Source organism: Hydrogenophaga sp. (assembly GCF_041633695.1).
Classification (GTDB): Bacteria; Pseudomonadota; Gammaproteobacteria; order Burkholderiales; family Burkholderiaceae_C; genus Hydrogenophaga.
In genome coordinates this window covers 1-20,454 of the sequence record NZ_JBFJMY010000024.1, presented here as the reverse complement: position 1 = coordinate 20,454, position 20,454 = coordinate 1, and the positions used below count along the sequence as shown (strand labels likewise).

General features: G+C 64.1%; 23 protein-coding genes and 1 riboswitch. Of the genes, 11 read left to right on the top strand and 12 right to left on the bottom strand.

Annotation, left to right across the window (positions count from 1 at the left end; all coding sequences use genetic code 11):
• Both ABYB95_RS02910 and ABYB95_RS02905 read right to left on the bottom strand, forming a co-directional pair.
• Positions 1–1,098, bottom strand: a 1,098-nt coding sequence (locus tag ABYB95_RS02910; RefSeq protein ID WP_372656932.1) for an MFS transporter, incomplete at its 3' end; no start/stop codon positions are given.
• On the bottom strand, positions 1,095–1,904 hold the full coding sequence (locus tag ABYB95_RS02905; RefSeq protein ID WP_372656931.1) for an HAD-IIB family hydrolase: 810 nt from the start codon (positions 1,902–1,904) through the stop codon (positions 1,095–1,097). The genes ABYB95_RS02905 and ABYB95_RS02910, both read right to left, overlap by 4 nt.
• Before the next feature lie 65 nt (positions 1,905–1,969).
• A riboswitch (S-adenosyl-L-homocysteine riboswitch) is annotated at positions 1,970–2,058 on the top strand.
• A 65-nt stretch (positions 2,059–2,123) separates the two neighbouring features.
• On the opposite strand from ABYB95_RS02905, the gene ahcY reads away from it, so the two are divergent.
• The 5 genes from ahcY to ABYB95_RS02880 all read left to right on the top strand — a co-directional run bounded on the left by ahcY (position 2,124) and on the right by ABYB95_RS02880 (position 7,291).
• Entirely contained in the window at positions 2,124–3,557 is a 1,434-nt protein-coding gene (ahcY, locus tag ABYB95_RS02900; protein WP_372656930.1) for an adenosylhomocysteinase, read from the top strand.
• Between the two features lie 151 nt (positions 3,558–3,708).
• A complete protein-coding gene (locus ABYB95_RS02895; RefSeq protein ID WP_372656929.1) occupies positions 3,709–4,467 on the top strand; it encodes a TlyA family RNA methyltransferase in 759 nt (252 codons plus the stop codon).
• Between the two features lie 15 nt (positions 4,468–4,482).
• Positions 4,483–5,322 (top strand): methylenetetrahydrofolate reductase [NAD(P)H], encoded by an 840-nt coding sequence (metF, locus tag ABYB95_RS02890; protein WP_372656927.1) that lies wholly within the window; start codon positions 4,483–4,485, stop codon positions 5,320–5,322.
• A 35-nt stretch (positions 5,323–5,357) separates the two neighbouring features.
• The gene (locus ABYB95_RS02885) at positions 5,358–5,966 is read left to right on the top strand and encodes a septal ring lytic transglycosylase RlpA family protein (RefSeq protein ID WP_372656926.1); all 609 of its coding nucleotides are present in this window, start codon (positions 5,358–5,360) and stop codon (positions 5,964–5,966) included.
• A gap of 47 nt (positions 5,967–6,013) precedes the next feature.
• Positions 6,014–7,291 carry an O-acetylhomoserine aminocarboxypropyltransferase/cysteine synthase family protein gene (locus tag ABYB95_RS02880; RefSeq protein WP_372656925.1) on the top strand — a complete coding sequence of 426 codons (1,278 nt, stop codon included), beginning with the start codon at positions 6,014–6,016 and terminating at the stop codon, positions 7,289–7,291.
• Positions 7,292–7,372: 81 nt separating this feature from the next.
• On the opposite strand, the gene ABYB95_RS02875 is transcribed toward ABYB95_RS02880, so the two are convergent.
• The 7 genes from ABYB95_RS02875 to ABYB95_RS02845 form a co-directional block, all read right to left on the bottom strand.
• Positions 7,373–8,194 (bottom strand): DUF3047 domain-containing protein, encoded by an 822-nt coding sequence (locus tag ABYB95_RS02875; RefSeq protein WP_372656924.1) that lies wholly within the window; start codon positions 8,192–8,194, stop codon positions 7,373–7,375.
• Between the two features lie 88 nt (positions 8,195–8,282).
• Complete coding sequence (gene paaE / locus ABYB95_RS02870; RefSeq protein ID WP_372656923.1) at positions 8,283–9,389, bottom strand: 1,2-phenylacetyl-CoA epoxidase subunit PaaE; 1,107 nt, start codon at positions 9,387–9,389, stop codon at positions 8,283–8,285.
• 36 nt (positions 9,390–9,425) lie between these two features.
• The gene (gene paaD, locus ABYB95_RS02865; protein WP_372656922.1) at positions 9,426–9,953 is read right to left on the bottom strand and encodes a 1,2-phenylacetyl-CoA epoxidase subunit PaaD; all 528 of its coding nucleotides are present in this window, start codon (positions 9,951–9,953) and stop codon (positions 9,426–9,428) included.
• 4 nt (positions 9,954–9,957) lie between these two features.
• Entirely contained in the window at positions 9,958–10,761 is an 804-nt protein-coding gene (gene paaC / locus ABYB95_RS02860) for a 1,2-phenylacetyl-CoA epoxidase subunit PaaC (RefSeq protein ID WP_372656921.1), read from the bottom strand.
• Positions 10,761–11,081, bottom strand: coding sequence for a 1,2-phenylacetyl-CoA epoxidase subunit PaaB (gene paaB / locus ABYB95_RS02855; protein WP_372656920.1), 321 nt, complete (start codon positions 11,079–11,081; stop codon positions 10,761–10,763). Before paaB ends, paaC begins: the two co-directional genes overlap by 1 nt.
• Positions 11,078–12,112: a 1,2-phenylacetyl-CoA epoxidase subunit PaaA gene (gene paaA, locus ABYB95_RS02850; RefSeq protein WP_372656919.1), complete on the bottom strand. Its 1,035-nt coding sequence runs from the start codon at positions 12,110–12,112 to the stop codon at positions 11,078–11,080. The genes paaB and paaA overlap by 4 nt, the downstream gene beginning before the upstream one ends.
• A gap of 132 nt (positions 12,113–12,244) precedes the next feature.
• Entirely contained in the window at positions 12,245–13,171 is a 927-nt protein-coding gene (locus ABYB95_RS02845; RefSeq protein WP_372656918.1) for a 23S rRNA (adenine(2030)-N(6))-methyltransferase RlmJ, read from the bottom strand.
• 216 nt (positions 13,172–13,387) lie between these two features.
• Between ABYB95_RS02845 and rplM the strand changes: the two genes are divergently transcribed.
• From rplM to erpA, 5 genes are all read left to right on the top strand, one after another.
• Positions 13,388–13,819: a 50S ribosomal protein L13 gene (gene rplM, locus ABYB95_RS02840; protein ID WP_372656917.1), complete on the top strand. Its 432-nt coding sequence runs from the start codon at positions 13,388–13,390 to the stop codon at positions 13,817–13,819.
• Positions 13,820–13,831: 12 nt separating this feature from the next.
• Complete coding sequence (rpsI, locus tag ABYB95_RS02835; RefSeq protein ID WP_226490057.1) at positions 13,832–14,224, top strand: 30S ribosomal protein S9; 393 nt, start codon at positions 13,832–13,834, stop codon at positions 14,222–14,224.
• 101 nt (positions 14,225–14,325) lie between these two features.
• The gene (locus tag ABYB95_RS02830) at positions 14,326–15,033 is read left to right on the top strand and encodes a DUF6776 family protein (protein WP_372656916.1); all 708 of its coding nucleotides are present in this window, start codon (positions 14,326–14,328) and stop codon (positions 15,031–15,033) included.
• A 29-nt stretch (positions 15,034–15,062) separates the two neighbouring features.
• Complete coding sequence (locus ABYB95_RS02825; protein ID WP_372656915.1) at positions 15,063–15,464, top strand: polymer-forming cytoskeletal protein; 402 nt, start codon at positions 15,063–15,065, stop codon at positions 15,462–15,464.
• A 114-nt stretch (positions 15,465–15,578) separates the two neighbouring features.
• The gene (erpA, locus tag ABYB95_RS02820; RefSeq protein ID WP_372656914.1) at positions 15,579–15,944 is read left to right on the top strand and encodes an iron-sulfur cluster insertion protein ErpA; all 366 of its coding nucleotides are present in this window, start codon (positions 15,579–15,581) and stop codon (positions 15,942–15,944) included.
• A 97-nt stretch (positions 15,945–16,041) separates the two neighbouring features.
• Here erpA and ABYB95_RS02815 read toward each other — a convergent pair whose 3' ends face one another.
• A complete protein-coding gene (locus ABYB95_RS02815; protein ID WP_372656913.1) occupies positions 16,042–17,388 on the bottom strand; it encodes a peptidoglycan DD-metalloendopeptidase family protein in 1,347 nt (448 codons plus the stop codon).
• Positions 17,389–17,607: 219 nt separating this feature from the next.
• On the opposite strand from ABYB95_RS02815, the gene tyrS reads away from it, so the two are divergent.
• The gene (tyrS, locus tag ABYB95_RS02810; protein WP_372656912.1) at positions 17,608–18,870 is read left to right on the top strand and encodes a tyrosine--tRNA ligase; all 1,263 of its coding nucleotides are present in this window, start codon (positions 17,608–17,610) and stop codon (positions 18,868–18,870) included.
• A 36-nt stretch (positions 18,871–18,906) separates the two neighbouring features.
• Here tyrS and ABYB95_RS02805 read toward each other — a convergent pair whose 3' ends face one another.
• Positions 18,907–20,055: an ABC transporter substrate-binding protein gene (locus ABYB95_RS02805; protein ID WP_372656911.1), complete on the bottom strand. Its 1,149-nt coding sequence runs from the start codon at positions 20,053–20,055 to the stop codon at positions 18,907–18,909.
• Positions 20,056–20,160: 105 nt separating this feature from the next.
• Positions 20,161–20,454 (bottom strand): helix-turn-helix transcriptional regulator (locus ABYB95_RS02800; protein ID WP_372656910.1); only part of this gene is annotated, 294 nt, incomplete at its 5' end.

The following is a 20,454-nucleotide window of genomic DNA, read 5'->3' as shown; positions in this document are numbered from 1 at the left end:
GTTGACCAGGGTGATGCCCGCTTCGCGCGAGCCGATGTCGATCATGGCCATGGTGTAGAGGCAGCCACCGGCACCGCCCCAGAGAAAGGCCACCGGTGCGGCCAGCCAGGGCAGGCCCGCCACGAAGGGAATGACCATTGTAGCCAGCAGTGTGATCAGGGCGCAGGCACGCATGATCAGGTGGCGTGTGGCGCGGCCGTCGCCATAGCGCTGCTGCGGGTGTTGGGCCAGGCGGTCGGCGAGCACCCCGGCGGGCAACATCATGAGCGCGCTGCCCAGGCCGCTGGCCGACACCAGCAGGGCGGCCGCAGCGGCCCCCAGGCCCAGCGCCAGGCCGTAGAGCGGCAAGATCGACGTGAGTCCGCTTTCAAAAAAGCCGCCCACAAAGCCCACGCCCATGACGATGGGGTGGGCCAGCAGGGCGTGCCACACACCCGCCAAACCCACCTTGGCGCTGTGGGCATCGGGTGCCGAGGGCAGGCGCGGAATGCACAGGCTCCAGCACACACCGGCGCCGGTCAGGCCCAGCGCCAGCCACAGTGCGGCGTTGCTTTGCATGCCCACCCAGGCCAGCAGCGCAGGGCCGATGACGAAGGTGGTGCCGACCATGGTTTCAAAGATGCCAATGAAGCGCCCGCGCTGCTGGGGTGGCGCGAATTCCGCCACCACGGCTTCGGCCAGCACCCAGCGCAAACCCGCCGCCATGCCGGACACGAGGTTGAACACAAACCACCAGCCGAGCAGCGGCGTGAACAAGAAGCCCGCTGTGGCCAGCGCCGGCACCAGGCCGGCCAGCCACAGCGTGGGCCGGCGCCCCAGCGCCTGGGTGACGGCCGAGGCGAAGGGCGTCATGAGGAACACGCCCAGCCAGCCGCTGGCCGCAAACAGGCCGGCCATGGCGGTGGACTCACCACCGTCTTTGAGCCGCAGCAGCAGAAAGGGGGTGAGCATGAAATAGCCCACCAGCTCGAAGAAGGTGGAGCCAAAAATCGCCATCAGGCCTATCCGCGCCTGCGGCTGCATGGGGGCGGGTGTCGCGTCCGTCGTCTCGCCAGTGGCGATGCCGGTCGCTTCCGGCGGCAGCGGGTGTTCGCTCATGGGGAGGGCATTGCGGGTCGGCGGGCCTGCAGCACGGCCTGGGCCACTTCGGCAAAACCGTCGCCACGCGCACCCAGGGTCACATAGCGGGGCCGGTGCGCGAGCTGCTCGATCACGCTGGCGATGTTGGCCACGCCCACGCTGTGCGGCAGTTGTTCAAACAGGCGCACATCGTTGGCCGAATCGCCCACGCAGACCCAGTGCTCGCGCTCGGCGTCGAGGTCGCGGCCCAGTTGTTCGCGCACGATCCAGCGCGCGCCCTGGAACTTGTCGTGTCCGCCCAGCCAGCCGTTGATGTGGATGGAGCTCACCGTGGCGTTCAGCCCATTCGCGCGCATCAGTGCCACCACCCGTTCGATGTCGGTGGCGTCGAGGTGGTGGTGTTCGCTGTGGTCGATGGCGATATCGGTCTCGCGCCCGGCGTGGTCGGTGGCCAGGCGGGCGTTCGGCACCTGCGCCAGCACCGTTTGCGCCACCACCTGCAGCCGGGTGAAGTGGGCTTGGCGGGTTGGGCCGTCTTGCAGGTAGCTTTTTTGCAGCGCCCCGCCGTTGCCGCGCCACAGGGCGACGGCGCCGCTTTCCGCGACGATGGCCTGCACCGGCCAGTCCAGGGCATAGGTTTCACAGCGGCCGGCCGGTCTACCGGTGATGGCGAACACGGGCCGGCCGGCGGCTTGCAGGTCGCACAAGGCCTGGCGCGTGCTGGGCGCGAGCACGCCGTCGGTGGTCAGGGTGTCGTCGATATCGGTCAGCACGCCGGCAATGCGCGCGCGCGCCGCCAGCGGCCATTGGGAGAGAGGATTCATGCAATGCGGCACGCAGCCGAGCGGTTGTGGCGTGGCAAAAAAAGCCAACCTGCATTAGAATAGCGGCTTCCGAGGAGCGTTGCAGCGCACCCCTGACACACTGTCAGCGCGGGGCGTGAGGCTCGGATCATCCATGCAACGACGCTCATCCACTTGACGTGCGATGGGCTTTTTTTTGCCTGCCGTCCAGTGGTTTGTACAACTAACTGGAGCGCATCCATGAACGCACGCATCAACACCACCGCCAACGCCGACTGTGTCATCGCCGATATCGGCCTGGCCGATTGGGGCCGCAAAGAAATCAAAATCGCCGAGACCGAAATGCCCGGTCTCATGGCCATTCGCGAAGAGTTCGCACCCCAGCAGTCGCTCAAAGGCGCGCGCATCACCGGCTCGCTGCACATGACCATCCAGACGGCCGTGCTGATCGAGACCCTGCAAGCCCTGGGCGCTACCGTGCGCTGGGCTTCGTGCAACATTTTCTCCACGCAAGACCATGCCGCTGCAGCCATCGCCGCCACCGGCACGCCGGTGTTTGCGGTCAAGGGCGAGTCCCTGACCGACTACTGGAACTACACCCACAGCATTTTTGACTTCGGCCCCGCCAACACCGAAGGCGAAGGCCCCAACATGATCCTCGACGATGGCGGCGATGCCACCGTGCTGATGCACCTGGGCAAGCGCGCCGAAAAAGACATCTCGGTGCTGGACAAGCCGGGCAGCGAAGAAGAAATCATCATGTTCGCCGCCATCAAGGCCAAGCTGGCGCAAGACCCGACCTGGTACAGCCGCAAGAGCGCCCACATCATTGGCGTGACCGAAGAAACCACCACCGGTGTGCACCGCCTGAACGAGATGAGCGCCAAGGGCTCGCTGATGTTCCGCGCGATCAACGTGAACGACTCGGTGACCAAGAGCAAGTTCGACAACCTGTACGGTTGCCGCGAGTCGCTGGTGGACGGCATCAAGCGCGCCACCGACGTGATGATCGCTGGCAAGGTGGCTTGCGTGGCCGGTTATGGCGACGTGGGCAAAGGCTCGGCACAAGCCCTGCGCGCCTTGAGCGCCCAGGTGTGGGTGACCGAGATCGACCCGATCAACGCGCTGCAGGCCGCCATGGAAGGCTACAAGGTCGTCACCATGGAATACGCCGCCGACAAGGCCGATATTTTCGTGACCACCACCGGCAACAAAGGTGTGATCCGCCACGAGCACATGGCCGCGATGAAAGACCAGGCCATCGTCTGCAACATCGGCCACTTCGACAACGAGATCGAAGTCGCTTCGCTGGAAAAATACCAGTGGGAAGAGATCAAGCCCCAGGTGGACCACATCATCTTCCCCGACGGCAAGAAGATCATCTTGCTGGCCAAAGGCCGCCTGGTGAACCTGGGCTGCGGCACCGGCCACCCCAGCTTCGTGATGAGCGCCTCGTTCGCCAACCAGACCATCGCCCAAATTGAGCTGTTCACCCGGCCCGAGGCTTACGAAGTCGGCAAGGTCTACGTGTTGCCCAAGCACCTCGATGAAAAAGTGGCGCGTCTGCACCTGAAGAAAGTCGGCGCCATGCTGACCGAACTGACCGACGAGCAGGCCGCCTACATCGGCGTGGCCAAGACCGGCCCTTACAAGCCCGATACCTATCGGTACTAAGTTCGGCGTCACCCCCCAGGGGGCGGCGCTGGCCGACCGGCCAAGCCGGATCGGCGGCGCCCTGGGTTCGGGCGGCCTGCGGGCCGCTCGTTGAGTTCCCGTTGCCGATTTGTTCTCCTTTCTTGCTTGCTCTTTCCTGGTTCCCCTCAATATGCGTGCTGATCAACTTCTCGTCGAACGTGGCCTGGCCGCTTCGCGCTCTCAGGCGCAACGCCTGGTCGCCGCTGGCGTGCGCTGGCGCTTGTTGCCGGGCGACTGGAAAACCGTGGGCAAGAACGGCGAGGAACTGCGCGACACGGTGGAGCTGGAGCTGTTGGACAGCGCCGAGTCGCGTTATGTGTCGCGTGGCGGGCTCAAGCTGGAAGCCGCGCTGGCCAAGGTGGGGCTGGACGTGACCGGGCAACGTTGCCTGGACGTGGGGCAGAGCAGCGGTGGTTTCACCGATTGTTTGTTGCAGAAGGGCGCTGCGGCGGTGGTGGGTGTGGACGTGGGCCAAGGCCAGTTGCATCCGCAGCTGCGTGCCGATACCCGCGTGGTCTGCATCGAAAAATGCAATGCGCGCGAACTCACGGCCGAGGCGCTCGATGCCGCGGGTGGCGGTGCGGCGGGCTTTGACCTGATCGTGGGCGACCTGTCTTTCATCTCGCAAACCCTGGTCTGGCCGGCCCTGCTGCCCTTGCTCAAACCCGGCGGGCGGATGCTGATGCTGGTCAAGCCGCAGTTTGAATTGCAGCCCGAGCACATCGGCAAAGGCGGCCTGGTGCGCGACGCCGCCAGTTACGAGCTGGTGCGTGCACGTATTGCGCAGTCGTGCCAGGACAATGGTGTGGAACTGCAAGCGTATTTTGAAAGTGCCATCACCGGTGGTGACGGCAGCCGCGAATTTTTTGTGTTCGCCAACAAGCCTTGATATCTGGAGAGCAGCATGGATCTTCCGATCAGCCTGGAATTTTTCCCGACCAAGACGCCCGAAGGCGCGGTCAAGCTGCGCGCGGTGCGCCAGCAGCTGTATGCGCTCAAACCCGAGTTCTGCTCGGTCACTTTTGGTGCCGGTGGCTCCACGCAAGATGGCACCTTGCAGGCGGTGAGCGAGATCATGGTCGAAGGCTGCGCGGCGGCCCCGCATCTGAGCTGCATTGGCCAGTCGCGCGAGAGCATCCGCGAGCGGCTCGCGGCCTACACGGCGGCGGACATCCGGCGCATCGTGGCGCTGCGTGGCGATCTGCCCAGTGGTTACGGTGTGGGCGGCGAGTTCCGCTACGCCAGCGATCTGGTGGCTTTCGTGCGGGCTGAGACCGGCGATCGTTTCCACATCGAGGTCGCGGCCTACCCCGAGACGCACCCGCAGGCCAAGTCGCCGCTGTCCGATCTGGAGGCGTTTGCGGCCAAGGTGAAAGCCGGGGCCAACTCGGGCATCACGCAATACTTCTTCAATGCCGACGCCTACTTCCGCTACCTGGACGATTTGCAGCACGCGGGCGTCGATGTGTCGGCAGTGCCGGTGGTGCCGGGCATCATGCCCATCACCAGCTCAACCCAGCTGATGCGGTTTTCCGACGCCTGTGGCGCCGAGATCCCGCGCTGGATCCGCATGCGCCTGCAGGCCTATGGCGACGACACCGCCTCGATCAAGGCCTTTGGCCTGGACGTGATCACCGCGCTGTGCGAGCGCCTGGGCCAGGGCGGCGCGCCGGGGCTGCACTTCTACACCATGAACCAGAGCGTGGCGACGCTGGAGATCGTGAACCGGCTGGGCTTGCGGTAAGTTCCAGGGACCGCCCAACCACCGGAGGACACGCCGTGCCACATCCGCCCACCCGCGCGCTCGCGCTCACCTTGTTCAACGCGGGCGGGGGTACGCGGTGCCTGCTGGTCTGGTGTGTAGCGGTGGCGCTGGCGGGCTGTGCGATCCGCCAGACGCCGGACGGCCCGCAGGTTCCGGCACCGCCTGTGGCGCAGCCTCCCGCCGCCGTGGCGCCCGGCCCAGCGCCGGTGCCGCGTGCCCCTTCTGCACCCAAACCGCCCAGCGCCGCAGAACCCGCTTCGGCCGCGCGCCCGGACCTGCTTCGCGATCCAGCCGAACCGGTGCCCGACACCACGGCAGAAAGCGATGCCCAGACCGTGCTGGAGCAAGGCCTGGCCTCCTGGTACGGCAAACGTTTCCACGGGCGCCGCACCGCCAGTGGTGAACGCTTCGACATGAACGAGATGACGGCGGCCCACAAGACCTTGCCGTTTGGCACCCGCTTGCGCGTGCGCAGCCTGCGCACCGGGCGCGAAGTGGTGGTGCGCATCAACGACCGTGGCCCTTTTGCCAAAGGCCGCGTCATCGATCTCAGCGCTGCCGCCGCGTTGGCACTGGGCATGCACAAGCGCGGCGTGGGCCGCGTGCAGTTGCTGCCAGAATGAAAACCGCTGCGCATTTTTCCGTTTTTTCACCCCTATAAGGAGACTCCATGAAAATCGAAACCTTGGCCGTTCACGGTGGCTACACCCCCGATCCCACCACCAAGTCGGTGGCGGTGCCGATTTACCAGACGGTGGCCTACGCGTTCGACGACACGCAACACGGTGCCGATCTGTTCGACCTCAAGGTGGCGGGCAATATCTACAGCCGCATCATGAACCCGACCAACGCCGTGCTGGAGGCGCGTCTGGCGGCGATGGAGGGGGGCATCGGCGCGCTGGCCATGGCCTCGGGCATGGCGGCGATCACCGCAGCCATCCAGACCATTGCCGAAGCCGGCGACAACATCATCTCGACCTCCACGCTCTACGGCGGCACCTACAACCTGTTCGCCCACACCTTTCCGCAGCAAGGCATCGAGGTGCGTTTCGCCGACGCCAGCGATCCCGCTTCGTTCGCCGACCTGATCGACGCGCGCACCAAGGCCATCTATTGCGAATCGGTGGGCAACCCGCTGGGCAATGTGACCGATATCGGCGCGCTGGCCAAGGTGGCACACGCCGGTGGCGTGCCGCTGATCGTGGACAACACGGTGACCAGCCCTTACCTGTGCCGCCCGTTCGAACACGGTGCCGACATCGTGGTGCACTCGCTCACCAAATACCTGGGCGGCCACGGCACCACCATCGGCGGTGCCATCGTCGACAGCGGCAAGTTCCCTTGGGCCGAGCACAAGGCGCGCTTCAAACGCCTGAACGAACCCGATGTGAGCTACCACGGCGTGGTCTACACCGAGGCGCTGGGTGCGGCGGCCTATATTGGCCGCGCCCGCGTGGTGCCGCTGCGCAACATGGGTGCCGCGCTCTCACCCATGAACGCGTTCCAGATTCTGCAGGGCATTGAAACGCTGGCCCTGCGCATGGACCGCATCTGCGAGAACGCGGTGAGCGTGGCGCAATACCTCAACACCCACCCCAAGGTGGAGTGGGTGAACTACGCCGGCCTGAGCGACCACAACGACCACGCCCTGGTGCAAAAGTACCTGGGTGGCCGGGCGTCCGGGATCATCAGCTTCGGTTTGAAATCGGCCGATGCCTTGAAAGCCGGCGCCCAGTTCCAGGATGCCTTGCAGCTGTTCACGCGCCTGGTCAACATCGGCGACGCCAAGTCGCTGGCCTGCCATCCGGCGTCCACCACGCACCGCCAGCTCAATGCACAAGAGTTGGCCAGGGCGGGTGTGCGGGAAGACATGGTGCGCCTGTCCATCGGCATCGAACACATCGACGACCTGATCGCCGACCTGGAGCAGGCACTGGCTGCGGTCTGACACGCAACGCCAACCAGTCAACAAAAGGCCCGCTGGTTGCGGGCCTTTTGTTTTGCGCTGGTCAGCGCTGTGGGTCGCCGTTCAGCGCAGGGCCGAGGTTTCCGGGGCATGGCGCCAGTGCAGCGGCCCGTACCAGGCGCGGCTGGTGCGGCCGGTGTTGTTGCTGTCGGTCATGAGCGCAATGCCCCGAAGCCCCTCGGGTGCCAGGCCAAAGGCGTGGCGGTAATCGGCGGCGACGTCGCGCTCAAAGTCCACCCATTGGCCGAGCCGGGCTTCGCCGGATTCCAGCACCATCAGTTTGATGCGCTGGCTGCGCGGGTGGGGCAGCACTGTGCCCACGGGCAGGTTGTGGTCCCAGACGTAGATCAGCGTCGCGTAGGGCAGTGGTTCGCCGGTGACCAGTTGCATCAGTTCCGACAGCATGTGGTCGCGCTGGGAAAAGTGGCTGCGATCGCCCGAGAACTGCAAGATCACCCGCACCACGGCGTCGTCGAGCTCGCGGTCGCGCAGGTCGGCGTCGGGATTGAGCGCGTCGACAAACCAGGAAAAGCGCAGCTGCCCGAGTTGCGGATTTTCGGCCTGCAGCGCCAGTCGCACCAGGCTGTCACCGCTCTCGCTGTGTGCGTGCAGCGCCGCGCGCCCCGCGTGGCGATCCGGCATGTACCGCGAGGGTGGGCGGTTGGCGATGCGGCGGTGGCGCCAGCGCGCCTGGGTGTCGGTCACGGGCAGAACGTTGGCTTGCGCCCAGCCCGATGCGTTGAGCTGGGCTTCTTCGTGTTCGGGATCGGTCGGCAGCCCGGCACAACCGGCCAGCCAGACCAGCGCCACCAGCCAGAAAACCGTATGGCGGCCCCAACGGGCGGGTGCAAAGACGGGGCTGTGGCGAGGTGGGGGGCGGCTCATGGCCGCCGATCATAGCCGTGCTGAGACAATTTGTTGCATTTTCCGGCGGCCGGTTCGAACCACCGGCGCAGCGGTGGTCCGCGCCTGTTCAACGCTCGTCGTAGCTCACCACCACCTGGTCGCTGGTAGGGCGGGCCTGGCAGCTCAGCACAAAGCCTTGTTCGGTTTCCCAGGGTTCCAGCGTGAAGTTCTTGTCCATGAGCACGCTGCCTTGCATCAGCTTGGCGCGGCAGGTGCAGCACACACCACCCCGGCACGAATAGGGCAGGTCCAGCCCGGCGGCCAGGGCCACATCGAGCACGCGGTCTTCGCGGTTCATGCGCAGCTCGTGGGGCTTGCCGTCCAACACCACGGTGAGGGCGACCGAACCCTTCAGGGCCGAAACCTTGTGGCTTTCTGTGGCGGCCAGGCGTTGGGCGGGTGTGAGCGCCTCCAACGTGGGCGAGGTGAAGCGCTCGGTGTGCACGCGATCGGGCCGCACGCCGGCCTCGAGCAGGGCCGCTTCTGTGGCTTCGATCATGGGCTCGGGGCCGCAGATGAACACCTCGTCCATGCTGCCCACCGGCAACAAGGTGTCGATGAGGGCGCGCACCTTGTCGCCGTCTATGCGGCCTTGCAGCAAGTCCACTTCTTGCGCCTGCCGCGACAAGACATGGATCAAGGTCAGGCGGCTCGGGTAACGGTCTTTCAGGTCTTGCAGCGCTTCGTTGAACATCACGCTGTCCATGCGGCGGTTGCCGTAGACCAGGGTGAATTTCGATTCGGGCTGGTCTTCCAGCGTGCTGGTCAGAATCGACAGAATGGGGGTGATGCCCGAGCCCGCAGCAAAGCCCACGCGGTGCAACGCACGGGGTTTTTTCGAAACAAATCGCCCGTCGGGCGGCATCACGGCGAGCGTGTCACCCGCCTTCAGCGCCGTGCTGGCCCAGTTGGAAAAGACACCGCCTTCCATGGGCCGTATACCCACCTCCAACTCGTGCCGGTTTTCCAGTCGGCTGCGGGTGCTGCAGATCGAATAGCTGCGCCGCACGTCTTGGCCGTTGATCTGTGCGCGCAGCGTGAGGAACTGCCCCGGCTGAAACGCAAAGCGCTCGCGTAACGGTTCGGGGATCTGCAGCGCGATGGCCACCGCACCCGCCGCTTCGGGGTTGACGCGCGCAATGGTGAGATCGTGAAAACGGGGGGCTGTGCTCATGAAGTGTCTCTTTTCAGGGAAGCGGCGCGGGGGTGTCTAAATGGATTTGAAATAGTCGAACGGCTCCAGGCAATCCAGGCAGCGGTATTGGGCCTTGCAGGCGGTGGAGCCGAAGTGCGACACCTCGGTGGTGTGGGTCGACGCACATTGGGGGCAGGGCACGGTCAACGGCTGGCCTGCCTGGGCGGCAAACGAGACCACGCTGGTGGTGGCGTCGGTGCGGCCACATTGGGGCGGCGCGATGCCATAGCGGCGCAGTTGCTCCCGCGCCTCGTCGGTCATCCAGTCGGTGGTCCAGGCGGGGGCGAGCTGGGTGAACACGCGTGCCGACACGCCCAGTTCGGCCAGCTTGGCGCGCACGTCGTCTTCGATCTGTCCCATGGCGGGGCAGCCGCTGTAGGTGGGCGTGATGACCACTTCGAGCATGCCGTCTGCAGCTTCTCGCAGCTCGCGCAGAATGCCGAGCGCACGCAGGCTGACCACCGGAATCTCGGGGTCGGTCAGCGTGTCCAGCGCATCCCACACCCGCTGCAGCCTATCCACCGTGGTGGTGTCGGTGCTCATGGTTTCACCACACCGCCTGCGGGTGCGCCCGCGCCAGGCTTTGCATCTCGGCCAGCAAAAAGCCCAGGTGTTCCGAATGCCGCCCGTGCTTGCCCTCGGTCACATAGCCCTGGGGGGTGGTGCGCTGCAACGTGGCCTCTTGCAGCGCCTGGTCGACGATGGTGTTCCACGCCGTTTGCAGCGTGGGCAGGTCCACGCCCGTGCCCGCCTGCAGAGCGCTGGATTCGGCTGCGCTGGGCGACCAGAACTCGCGGGTGTAGGGCAGCAGGTGGTTGAGCGCGGCCTGCGCGCGGGCATGGGAGTCGTCGGTGCCGTCGCCCATGCGCAGCAGCCAGTCGCGCGCGTGCCGCAGGTGGTAGCGCACCTCTTTGAAGGATTTGGCGGCGATGGCGGCCAGTCGGGCGTCGTGCCCGCTTTGCAGCTGCTCCCACACCAGGGCCATGAAGGCGCTGTAGAGAAAATTGCGCACAGTGGTGGTGGCGTAGTCGCGGTCGCCGGCCGCGGTGCCCGCCAGTGGCGGTGCATGCGGCAGCTCCAGCAAGGTGTAGTTGCGGAACTGCGAGGCTTCGCGGAAGTACGCCAGGCTGTCTTCGGTGGCGTCGCCGCCCAGGCGTTCGGCGGCGTACTGGTACAGCATGCGCGCCTGGCCGATCAGGTCCAGGCTGTTGTTCGACATCGCCAGGTCTTCTTCCAGGATCGGCCCATGCCCGCACCACTCGGCGTTGCGTTGACCCAGCACGAGCGCGTTGTCGGCCAGGTGCAGCAGGTAGTCCACCGGCGCCTGGGCGCTGGAAACGGGGGCCGCCATCACATGTGCCCCACTTCGTCGGGGATGTCGTAAAACGTGGGGTGGCGGTAGATCTTGTCGCTGGCCGGATCGAAGAACTCGGCCTTGTCGTGCGGCTCGCTGGCCGTGATGGTGTGCGAGGGCACGACCCAGATGCTCACGCCCTCCTGGCGGCGGGTATACACATCGCGCGCCATCTGCAAGGCGTGCTGGGCGTCGCTGGCATGCAGGCTGCCGCAGTGTTTGTGCTCAATGCCTTGTTTGCTGCGCACAAAAACTTCCCAGAGCGGCCATTCGTTCAAGGCCGGTGCGGGGGTGGTGGTGGTTGGGGTCTTGCTCATGCTGCCTCCTTCATGGCGCGGTCTTTTTGTTTGCGGGCGTGTGCCAGGGCGGCGTCGCGCACCCATTGGCCGTCGTTCCAGGCCTTGACGCGGGTGGCCAGACGTTCCTGGTTGCAAGGGCCGTGGCCGTTGACCGTGGCCCAGAACTCGTCCCAGTCGATCTGGCCGTAGTCGTGGTGGCCGCGGGCTTCGTTCCACTTCAAGTCCGGGTCGGGCAGGGTCACACCGAGCACCTGGGCTTGTGGCACGGTGGCGTCCACGAATTTTTGCCGCAGGTCGTCGTTGGAGATGCGTTTGATGCCGAAGCGCTTGCCTTCGGCGCTGTTGGGGCTGTCGGCGTCGGGCGGGCCGAACATGGCCAGGCACTTCCACCACCAGCGGTTCACCGCGTCCTGCACCATGGCCTTTTGCGCCGCCGTGCCCTGGGTCATCATCACCAGCAAAGCCTCAAAACCCTGGCGCTGGTGGAAGCTTTCTTCTTTGCACACGCGGATCATGGCGCGGGCGTAGGGCCCGTAGGAGCAGCGGCACAGCGGGATCTGGTTCATGATCGCCGCGCCGTCCACCAGCCAGCCGATCACGCCCACATCGGCCCAGGTCAGCGTGGGGTAGTTGAAGATGGAGCTGTACTTGGCCTTGCCCGAATGCAGGCCGTCGAACATCTGGTCGCGGCTGGTGCCCAGGGTTTCGGCCGCGCTGTACAAATACAGGCCGTGGCCGGCCTCGTCTTGCACCTTGGCGATCAGGATGGCTTTGCGTTTGAGGCTGGGGGCGCGCGAAATCCAGTTGCCCTCGGGCAGCATGCCCACGATCTCGCTGTGGGCGTGCTGGCTGATCTGGCGCACCAAGGTTTTGCGGTAGGCCTCGGGCATCCAGTCGCGCGGCTCGATCTTGCCGTCGGCGTCGATGGTGGCATCGAAGCGCTGCTGCAGAGCCGCTTCGGCCTCGCTGGCGGGGTGGGTCACGGCCTTCAGGTTGGCCGCACCGGGTTTGCCGGCGCCATCCTCGACGATGAAAGATTGTGTGTACATAGCTGCCTCCTGCGCCTGCATGAAGGTGGCGCAGAAGGCAGTATAGCCAATTAGCCGACCGTGCGGTCGGCTAATTGGCGGTGTGTGCCTCGGGGTTTGTCCCAGGGCGGTTTCCCGCCCAAAGCTGCCGCCTCAGCCGCCGGTGTCCAGCGACTGGGCTTGCCCTTTGCCGCGCCCCAGGATCTCCAGCAGCTGCGGCAGTGCGGCCTGGAGCGCACCTTTGAGCGTGTGCGGCGGGTTGATGACGAACATGCCGCTGGCGGTCAGGCCGGGCCGGTCGCCGATGCCGTGGCTAGGGTCTTGCCCGATCGCCAAGGTGGCGTGCAACCAAGGCCTTTTCGCCTGGGTGGCCAGGGTTTTCAGGCGGCGCGGCAGGTCGTGCGCTTCGGGTCGGGGAATCACCGGGTACCAGACCATGTAAGTGCCGGTGGCGAACCGCTTGAGGTTCTCCTGTATGCAGGCGCTCACTTTTCCGTAATCGGTTTTCACTTCGTAGCTGGGGTCGATCAACACCGCCGCGCGGCGCGAACCGGTGGCCGAAGGCGGGGGCGGCAACAAGGTCTTGAGGCTTTCAAAACCATCCTGGCGCGCCACGGCGATCTGGCGTCCCGCTTCGAGTTGGGCGATGTTGGCCGAGAGCACGCGGCTGTCGGTGGGGTGCAATTCGAACAACTTGAGCTTGTCGCGCGACTCCGCGCGCAGCAAATGGTGCAGCACAAAAGGCGACCCGGGGTAGACACGCAACAGGCCCGAGGGGTTGTAGCTGGCAATCAAGTCCAGATAGGCCTGGATGGCCGGCGCAACCACCAACGGCGCGGTTGCCGCCGCCTTTTCCGCTGGTAACAGCTTGGCCAGCAACTTCACCACCCCGTCGCGGGCTTCCCCGCCGGTTTCCGTAAAGTCGCCATCCAGCCGGTACAGGCCCACGCCGGCGTGGGTGTCGATCAGGGTCAGTCCCGCGTCTTTCTGCATCAGGTGTTGCAGCGTGGCGATGAGCGTGATGTGCTTGAGCACATCGGCGTGGTTGCCTGCGTGGTAGGCGTGTCGGTAACTGAACATGGCTTGATGTTAGCGGTTTGGGTGGCCGGACTAGGAAAACTTGCGCAGGTGGGCGGAAATTTCGTACAATCCAAGGCTTCGCAGCGATTAGCTAGGCTCCGCGACGAAGGCGGCCGACAGGGTAACTTGACGGCTGTAACCCCACCTAAGAGGTTTCCAGCAGAGAAACACCGACCGTGGAAAAGAGCCGCCAAACCCCTCTTGACAGAGAAACTCATGACCAAAACGTTCAGCGCAAAAGCAGCTGACGTGACGCACGAGTGGTTTGTGATTGACGCGACCGACAAGGTCCTCGGACGAGTAGCCAGTGAAGTTGCTCTCCGTTTGCGCGGCAAACACAAGGCCATTTATACGCCTCACGTCGATACCGGTGATTTCATCGTCATCATCAACGCCGCCAAGATCCGCGTCACGGGCACCAAAGCCCTCGACAAGGTCTACTACCGCCACTCGGGTTACCCCGGCGGTATCTATGGCACCACCTTCCGCGACATGCAGGCCAAGCACCCCGGCCGCGCACTCGAAAAGGCCGTCAAGGGCATGCTGCCCAAGGGTCCGCTCGGCTACGCCATGATCAAGAAGCTCAAGGTGTACGGCGGTGCAGAGCATCCGCACACCGCCCAACAGCCGCAAGTGCTGGAACTCTAAAGGAGCCTTGAGATGATTGGTGAATGGAACAATGGCACCGGCCGACGCAAATCCAGCGTTGCCCGCGTGTTTCTGAAAAAAGGCTCCGGCCAGATCGTGGTGAACGGCAAGGACATCCAGTCCTACTTTGGCCGCGAAACCTCGATCATGATCGCCAAGCAGCCGCTGTTGCTGACCAACCACGCCGAAACCTTCGACGTGATGGTCAATGTGCACGGCGGCGGTGAATCCGGCCAAGCCGGTGCGGTGCGCCACGGCATCACCCGCGCTCTGATCGATTACGACGCAACGCTCAAGCCCGAACTGTCGCAAGCCGGTTTCGTGACCCGCGACGCCCGTGAAGTTGAGCGTAAAAAGGTGGGTCTGCGTTCTGCACGACGCGCCAAGCAGTTCAGCAAGCGCTAAAACGCCTGGCTCCTGCAAAACAAAAGCCGCCCACAAGTTCAAACTTGGGGCGGTTTTTGCTTTTGGGGCTACCCAGAGACCACGATTTGAGGAAGCATTGAATGCGGCTGCGGCTACTCAAGAGAAGACTGACGGTCAGCGCGCCCAGGGTGTCTGTTCGCAACGCCTTGTCCTGGCCTTTGCGCTGGCTGCTGGGCGCTCTGGTGCTGGGTTTTTCCGGTGCGATCGCCCTTTGGGCCTTCGAATTTGGCAAAGACATTGCGGGCCTGGACCGCAACGCCAAGCAAGAGTTGGTGCAATTGCGCAAAGAGGTGGCCGACTTGCGCTCCGATCTGGCCCAGGCGCAGATGGTGGCCAACACGTCGGACAGCTTGTTCACCGCCGAGCGCGCGGCGCAGGAACAACTGGCGTTGCAGATTCGGCAGCTGGAAACCGACAACCAGGCACTGCGCAGCGATCTGGGCTTTTTTGAGCGCCTGATTCCGGGTTCTGGCAACGATGCCCTGAGCATCAGGGGTTTGCAGGCCGAGCGCCTGAGCGAGGCCCAGTTCAAGTGGCAGGTGTTGTTGATCCAGGCGTCCAAGAACGCACCCGAGTTCAAGGGCACGCTGGACATTGTTTTTGCGGGCGTGCTGGACGGCAAGCCCTGGACACAAAGCCAGGCGGCGAGCCCGCAACCGGTGGTCATCAGGAGTTACCTCCGTCTGGAGGGAATGCTGGCCGTTCCGCCGCGAGCCGTGGTAAAAACCATGACTGCTCGCCTCTTGCAGGGCGGCGCCGTGAAATCGGTGCAAGTCCTCAAGCTCTAGCCACCTCCCCAAACGTCAGGAGACCCGTCATGTTTGGCAAAAAGAAGCACCCTCCCATCAAAAGCCTGATTGCCTTGGGCACCCGCATCGACGGCAATGTGACCTTCGACGACGGTATCCGCATCGATGGTGATGTGGTGGGCAACATCAAGGCCACCGACGAACAACCCAGCATTCTGGTGGTGAGCGAGTCGGCCAGTGTGACCGGCCAGATCCATGCCGATCACGTGATCATCAACGGCACGGTCAAGGGGCCGGTGTTTGCCTTTGATCTGCTGGAATTGCAGCCCAAGGCGCGCATCGAAGGCGATGTGTCGTACAAGGCGCTGGAAATGCACCAAGGTGCCACCATCTCCGGTCAGCTCAAGCCCATGACGGGCAATGCGGAAGAAGATAAACCCGCACTGAAATTGGCGTCAAACAACGGCTGAAGGCATACCCGAGCAAATTGCTATACCATGTGCACAGTGCTTGGGTGAAGCAGGCTTCATCCCCGAATTTTTTGTGTGCGGTCACGCCGCCACGACATATGCAAGAGGTAAATCATGAGCGCATTGGCTGAAAACATCCAGACCGAAATGCCCGCTCCACTGGTCTTCACGGACAGTGCGGCGGCCAAGGTGGCCGACCTGGTGGCCGAAGAAGGCAACCCCGACCTGAAGCTGCGCGTGTTCGTGCAGGGTGGCGGTTGTTCGGGCTTCCAGTACGGCTTCACTTTTGATGAAGTGGTCAACGAAGACGACACCACCATGACCAAGAATGGCGTGTCCTTGTTGATCGATGCCATGAGCTACCAGTATCTGGTGGGCGCAGAGATCGACTACAAGGAAGATTTGGAAGGCGCGCAGTTCGTGATCAAGAACCCCAATGCCACCAGCACTTGCGGTTGCGGCTCCAGCTTCAGCACCTGATCGAATTAGAGACTGCGAGGCCCCAGACCGGAATCGGGTCGGGGCGAAAAAAAGGGAGCGTCAGCTCCCTTTTTTGTTGTCCGCCTGTTTGGTGCTCTTACTGGGCGCTGGCCTGCTGGATGGTGGCCGCCGCATCAAGTTGCTGACGCTGTACCAGCGCCACTGCGTCAAACTGGGCGCGCAATGCCGGGTTGACCGGGATATTTTCGCTCTGGCGGGCGATCTCCAGCGGATCCTGGTGCAGACCGTGGTCGCGGAACTCCAGGTGCAGGTGCGGGCCTGTGGAGGCGCCGGTGGAGCCCACATTGCCGATCAAATCGCCTTGTTCGACCTTTTGGCCTTTGCGGACCTGGATGCGGCTCAGGTGTGCATACACCGTGGTCTTCTGATCGCGGTGCTGGATGTAGATCACGTTGCCGTAGCCGCGCTGCACGCCCGCAAACTCAACCACGCCGTCGCCGATGGTGCGCACCGGTGTGCCGGTGGTCGCCGCGTAGTCCACCCCCAGGTGGGCTTTGTTCTTGCCCGAAATGGGGTGAAAGCGCATGCCGTAGCCGCTGCTGACGCGGGTGAATTCCAGGGGCGACGCGAGGAACGACTTGCGGGTGCTCTGCCCGTCAAACCCAAAGTACGCGCCTTTTTGGCCCGGTGCTTCAAACCAGACCGACTTGTACTCGCGGCCCTTGTTGACGAATTCGGCGCTCAGGACGCGGCCTGGGCGCATGGTTTCGCCATCGGCCTCCAGGCTTTCGTAGACCACGCTGAAGCGGTCGCCTTGGCGCAGGTCGCGCCGGAAGTCGATGTCGGAGGAGAACATTTCGGCGAGTTGCACGGCCACGCTGTCGGGCAGGTTGACTTCGTCGGTTGCGGCGAACAGCGAGCTTTTGATGACGCCGCTGGAAATGCGGCTGGAGGCCGTGAGTTCGCCGGTTTCGATGCGGGCGCTCAGCCGGCCCTGGGGCGAGGTTTCGATGACGAGCCGGCTGAAGCCTTGTTCGTCCTTGTTCAGCCAGCGGGCGCTCAGGCGCTGGAGTTCAAAGCGGTCGTTGGTTTCGACCGTGACCAGTTTGCCGCTGCGGCCCGAGAACAGTTGGCGGGCCAAGTCGTTCTTGCGCACGAAGTCCATGGCTTTGGAATCGCGCACACCCAGGCGCTGCAACAGGCTCTGCGCGGTGTCGTCGCGGCGCACGGTGTCGCTGCTGAACAGCGTCAGCGGCGTGGCTGGGAGCAGGTCGCCGATCAAGGGGTCGGTGTTCAGCGACTCGATGACTTGCTGGACCGGGAGGTCGGCGGCATCGGGTGCGAGAGGGGCGATACCGAAGGCGGTGACACCGGTGCCGAGCAGCAAGACGCCAATGCCTCCGATCACCCGACGGGGGTGGCGGCCTATGCTTTGTAATTGTTGGTGGAATCCTTCGGCCAGTGTCTGGAGCAAGCGGGTCATGAAAAGGCCATTCTGTGGATGGCTGTCGGACGCGGGGCGGGGGTCGGACAACGCAAAAAAGGGTGTTGGAGAGACTTGGTTCACACAAAGTTCCGGTCATGTGCGGCATGACGGCAAGAACCCCGTGTGGATACGTGCAAAAAGCACGCCAACTAAAATCGACCAAGACAACCCAAAAGTATATCCAAGCGCAAAAGCCGCGCATCTGAAGAAACCCGTATGACATCTTTAAAAAACGAAACCAAAAGTGCTCTTCCCGGCGGTGATTCGGGTGGTGACTGGACAGACGGCGTGCGGCACGCCTTGGCTGTGACGCTGCGGGGGTGCGAAGAATTGTTACCTCAGGAGGCCTGGGTCAAAAAATTGTCACATTCTGAAAAAATGGGCACGCCGTTGCGCATCAAGCTCGGACTGGATCCGACGGCGCCCGATATCCACATCGGCCACACCGTGGTGTTGAACAAGATGCGGCAATTGCAGGACCTTGGTCACCAAGTGATTTTTCTGATCGGCGACTTCACCAGCCTGATCGGCGACCCGTCCGGGCGCAACAACACCCGCCCGCCTCTCACCCCGGAGCAGATCAAGGTCAACGCCGAGACCTACTACCGCCAGGCCAGCATGGTGCTGGACCCGGAAAAAACCGAGATCCGCTACAACTCGGAGTGGAGCGAGCCGCTGGGCGCGACCGGCCTGATCCAGCTGGCCTCCCGTTACACGGTGGCGCGCATGATGGAGCGCAACGATTTCCACGACCGCTTCAAGGCCGGCACGCCCATTGCCGTGCACGAGTTTCTGTACCCGCTGATGCAGGGCTACGACTCGGTGGCCTTGAAGGCCGATCTGGAACTGGGCGGCACGGACCAGAAGTTCAACCTGCTGATGGGGCGGCACCTGCAGCAAGAGTACGGGCAGGAGGCGCAGTGCATCCTGACCATGCCGCTGCTCGAAGGCCTGGACGGTGTGGAGAAGATGTCCAAGTCCAAGAACAACTACATTGGCATCAGCGAAGCGCCCAACACCATGTTCGCCAAGGTGTTGTCGATCTCGGACACCTTGATGTGGCGTTGGTACACGCTGTTGTCTTTCCAGTCGATGGCGGCGATCGAGGCGCTGAAGACCGAAGTCGCAGGCGGGCGCAACCCGAAAGACGCCAAGGTGGCGCTGGCCAAGGAAATCACGGCCCGCTTCCACGGCGCCGCTGCGGCCGACGCCGCCGAGCAGGACTTCATCAACCGCAGCAAAGGCGGCGTGCCCGACGAGATACCCGAGCTGGGTCTGGCGGGCGCCCCCATGGGCATCGGCGCTTTGCTGAAAGCGGCCGGTCTGGCGCCTTCGTCCAGCGAGGCCAACCGCCTGATCGAGGGTGGCGGGGTGCGGGTGGATTCCACCGTGATCAGCGACAAAGGGCTCAAGCTGGATGCGGGCACCTACGTGCTGCAGGTCGGCAAGCGCCGCTTTGCGCGCGTCACGCTGAGCTGACTCTTCGGCCGACCAAGGCCGTGCGCGGGAGAGGCTTCAGCGCAGGAACTGGCCGTCCTGGCCCACCACGGTGATCTCGACGAAATTCGAGCCGTGGTGGTTCTCGGGGCTGTAGTTGAGCACGTAGCCGCCCAGATCCAGGCGCCCCAGGTTTTCCATGGCGTTGCGCAGGCTGGCCGAGCTGGGGTCCTTGCCTGCGGCGCGCAGCCCTTCGATCACCACTTGGGCGTTGATATAGCCCACGTAGTGGTCGTAGTCGATGGGCTTGCCCGCCCGCTCCATGGCGGCCTGGAAGCGCCGCGCCAGCGGGTTGGTGGCACGCCAGGGATAGGGTGTGGCCCGGGTGGCCGCCAGACCGCGCGCGTCGTTGCCCAGCGCCTTGACGATGGCAACGCCGACCGAGAGCGAAAAGGTATAGACCGGTACACCGAGCAAGGCCTTGTTGGCCTTGATGTAGGCAACCACCGGCGGTCCCGCTGCGATCATGATGATGCCTTGCGGGCGGGCCTCGGCCAGTTTTTTCGTCACCTCCACGGCATCGGCGCCGGACTTGGCTTCCAGCGCGTGTGAGGCCGCCACGGTGGCACCGCCGGCGACGATCATTTTTTCGACCAGTGGCTTGAGTAGCTGTCCGAACTCGTTGTCTTGGTACACCACCGCGATCCGGTTGCACTGGATCGTGACCAGGTTGCGCACCATCTTGCCGATTTCGTCGGCGTAGCTTGCCTGCGTGGTGAAGAAGTAGGGGTTGGCTTGGATCCGCAGCGCCGGGCTACCGGTGTAGGCCGAAATGAGCGGCACGCGCTTTTCCACAATGTAGGGCAGCACGGCCGCCGTTTGTGCCGTGCCCACCGTTCCCATGAGGGCGATGGCCTTGTGCTGTTCGACCAGGGTTTTGGCGTTCTCCAGGGTCTTCTGCGGGTTGAAGCCGTCGTCCAGGATCGTCAGTTCTATCGGGCGCCCGTCCAGTCCCCCCGCTTGGTTGAAATCGCTGAACGCCACCCGTTGCCCGGTCAGTACCTCGGCCATGAAGGGTGCCATGGCGCCGCTCAGTGGCGCCGACTGCCCGACGACGATGGCGTCTTTGCTGGGAGCGGCGTGCGCCAGCCAAGGCAAGGGCACCGCCGACAAAGCGAGCAAAAGACGGCGGCGGCGAACGGAGATGAGGTGGAGGGTGGACGGCATGGCGCGCGGCGGCTGTGGGTGGACCTCCATCTTTGGTGCGCGCGGCCGCAAGGTCTGTCTGATTCTTGCTGTTGCACTCCCGTGTTTGCTGCAAACTTGCTGCGCCTAGCCTGTGGAAAACCCGTTTGCACCGCAGGCGGCATCGCGCTGGGCGGTCTGCCATTGCATCGGCGTTTGACCGGTGTGGCGTTTGAAGCAGGCCGAGAAATGGCTGGGCGTTTGAAAGCCGCAGGCCAGCGCGATGTCCAGCATGCTCATGGGCTTGCCGGCGCCGTTGTGGTTGGCCCAGAGCAGGCGTTGGGCATGTTGCAGGCGTTGTTCCAGCAGGTATTGGTGCGCGCTGGTGCCGGTGGTCTTGCGAAAAACGCGGCAGAAATGGAACACGCTCCAACCCGCGAT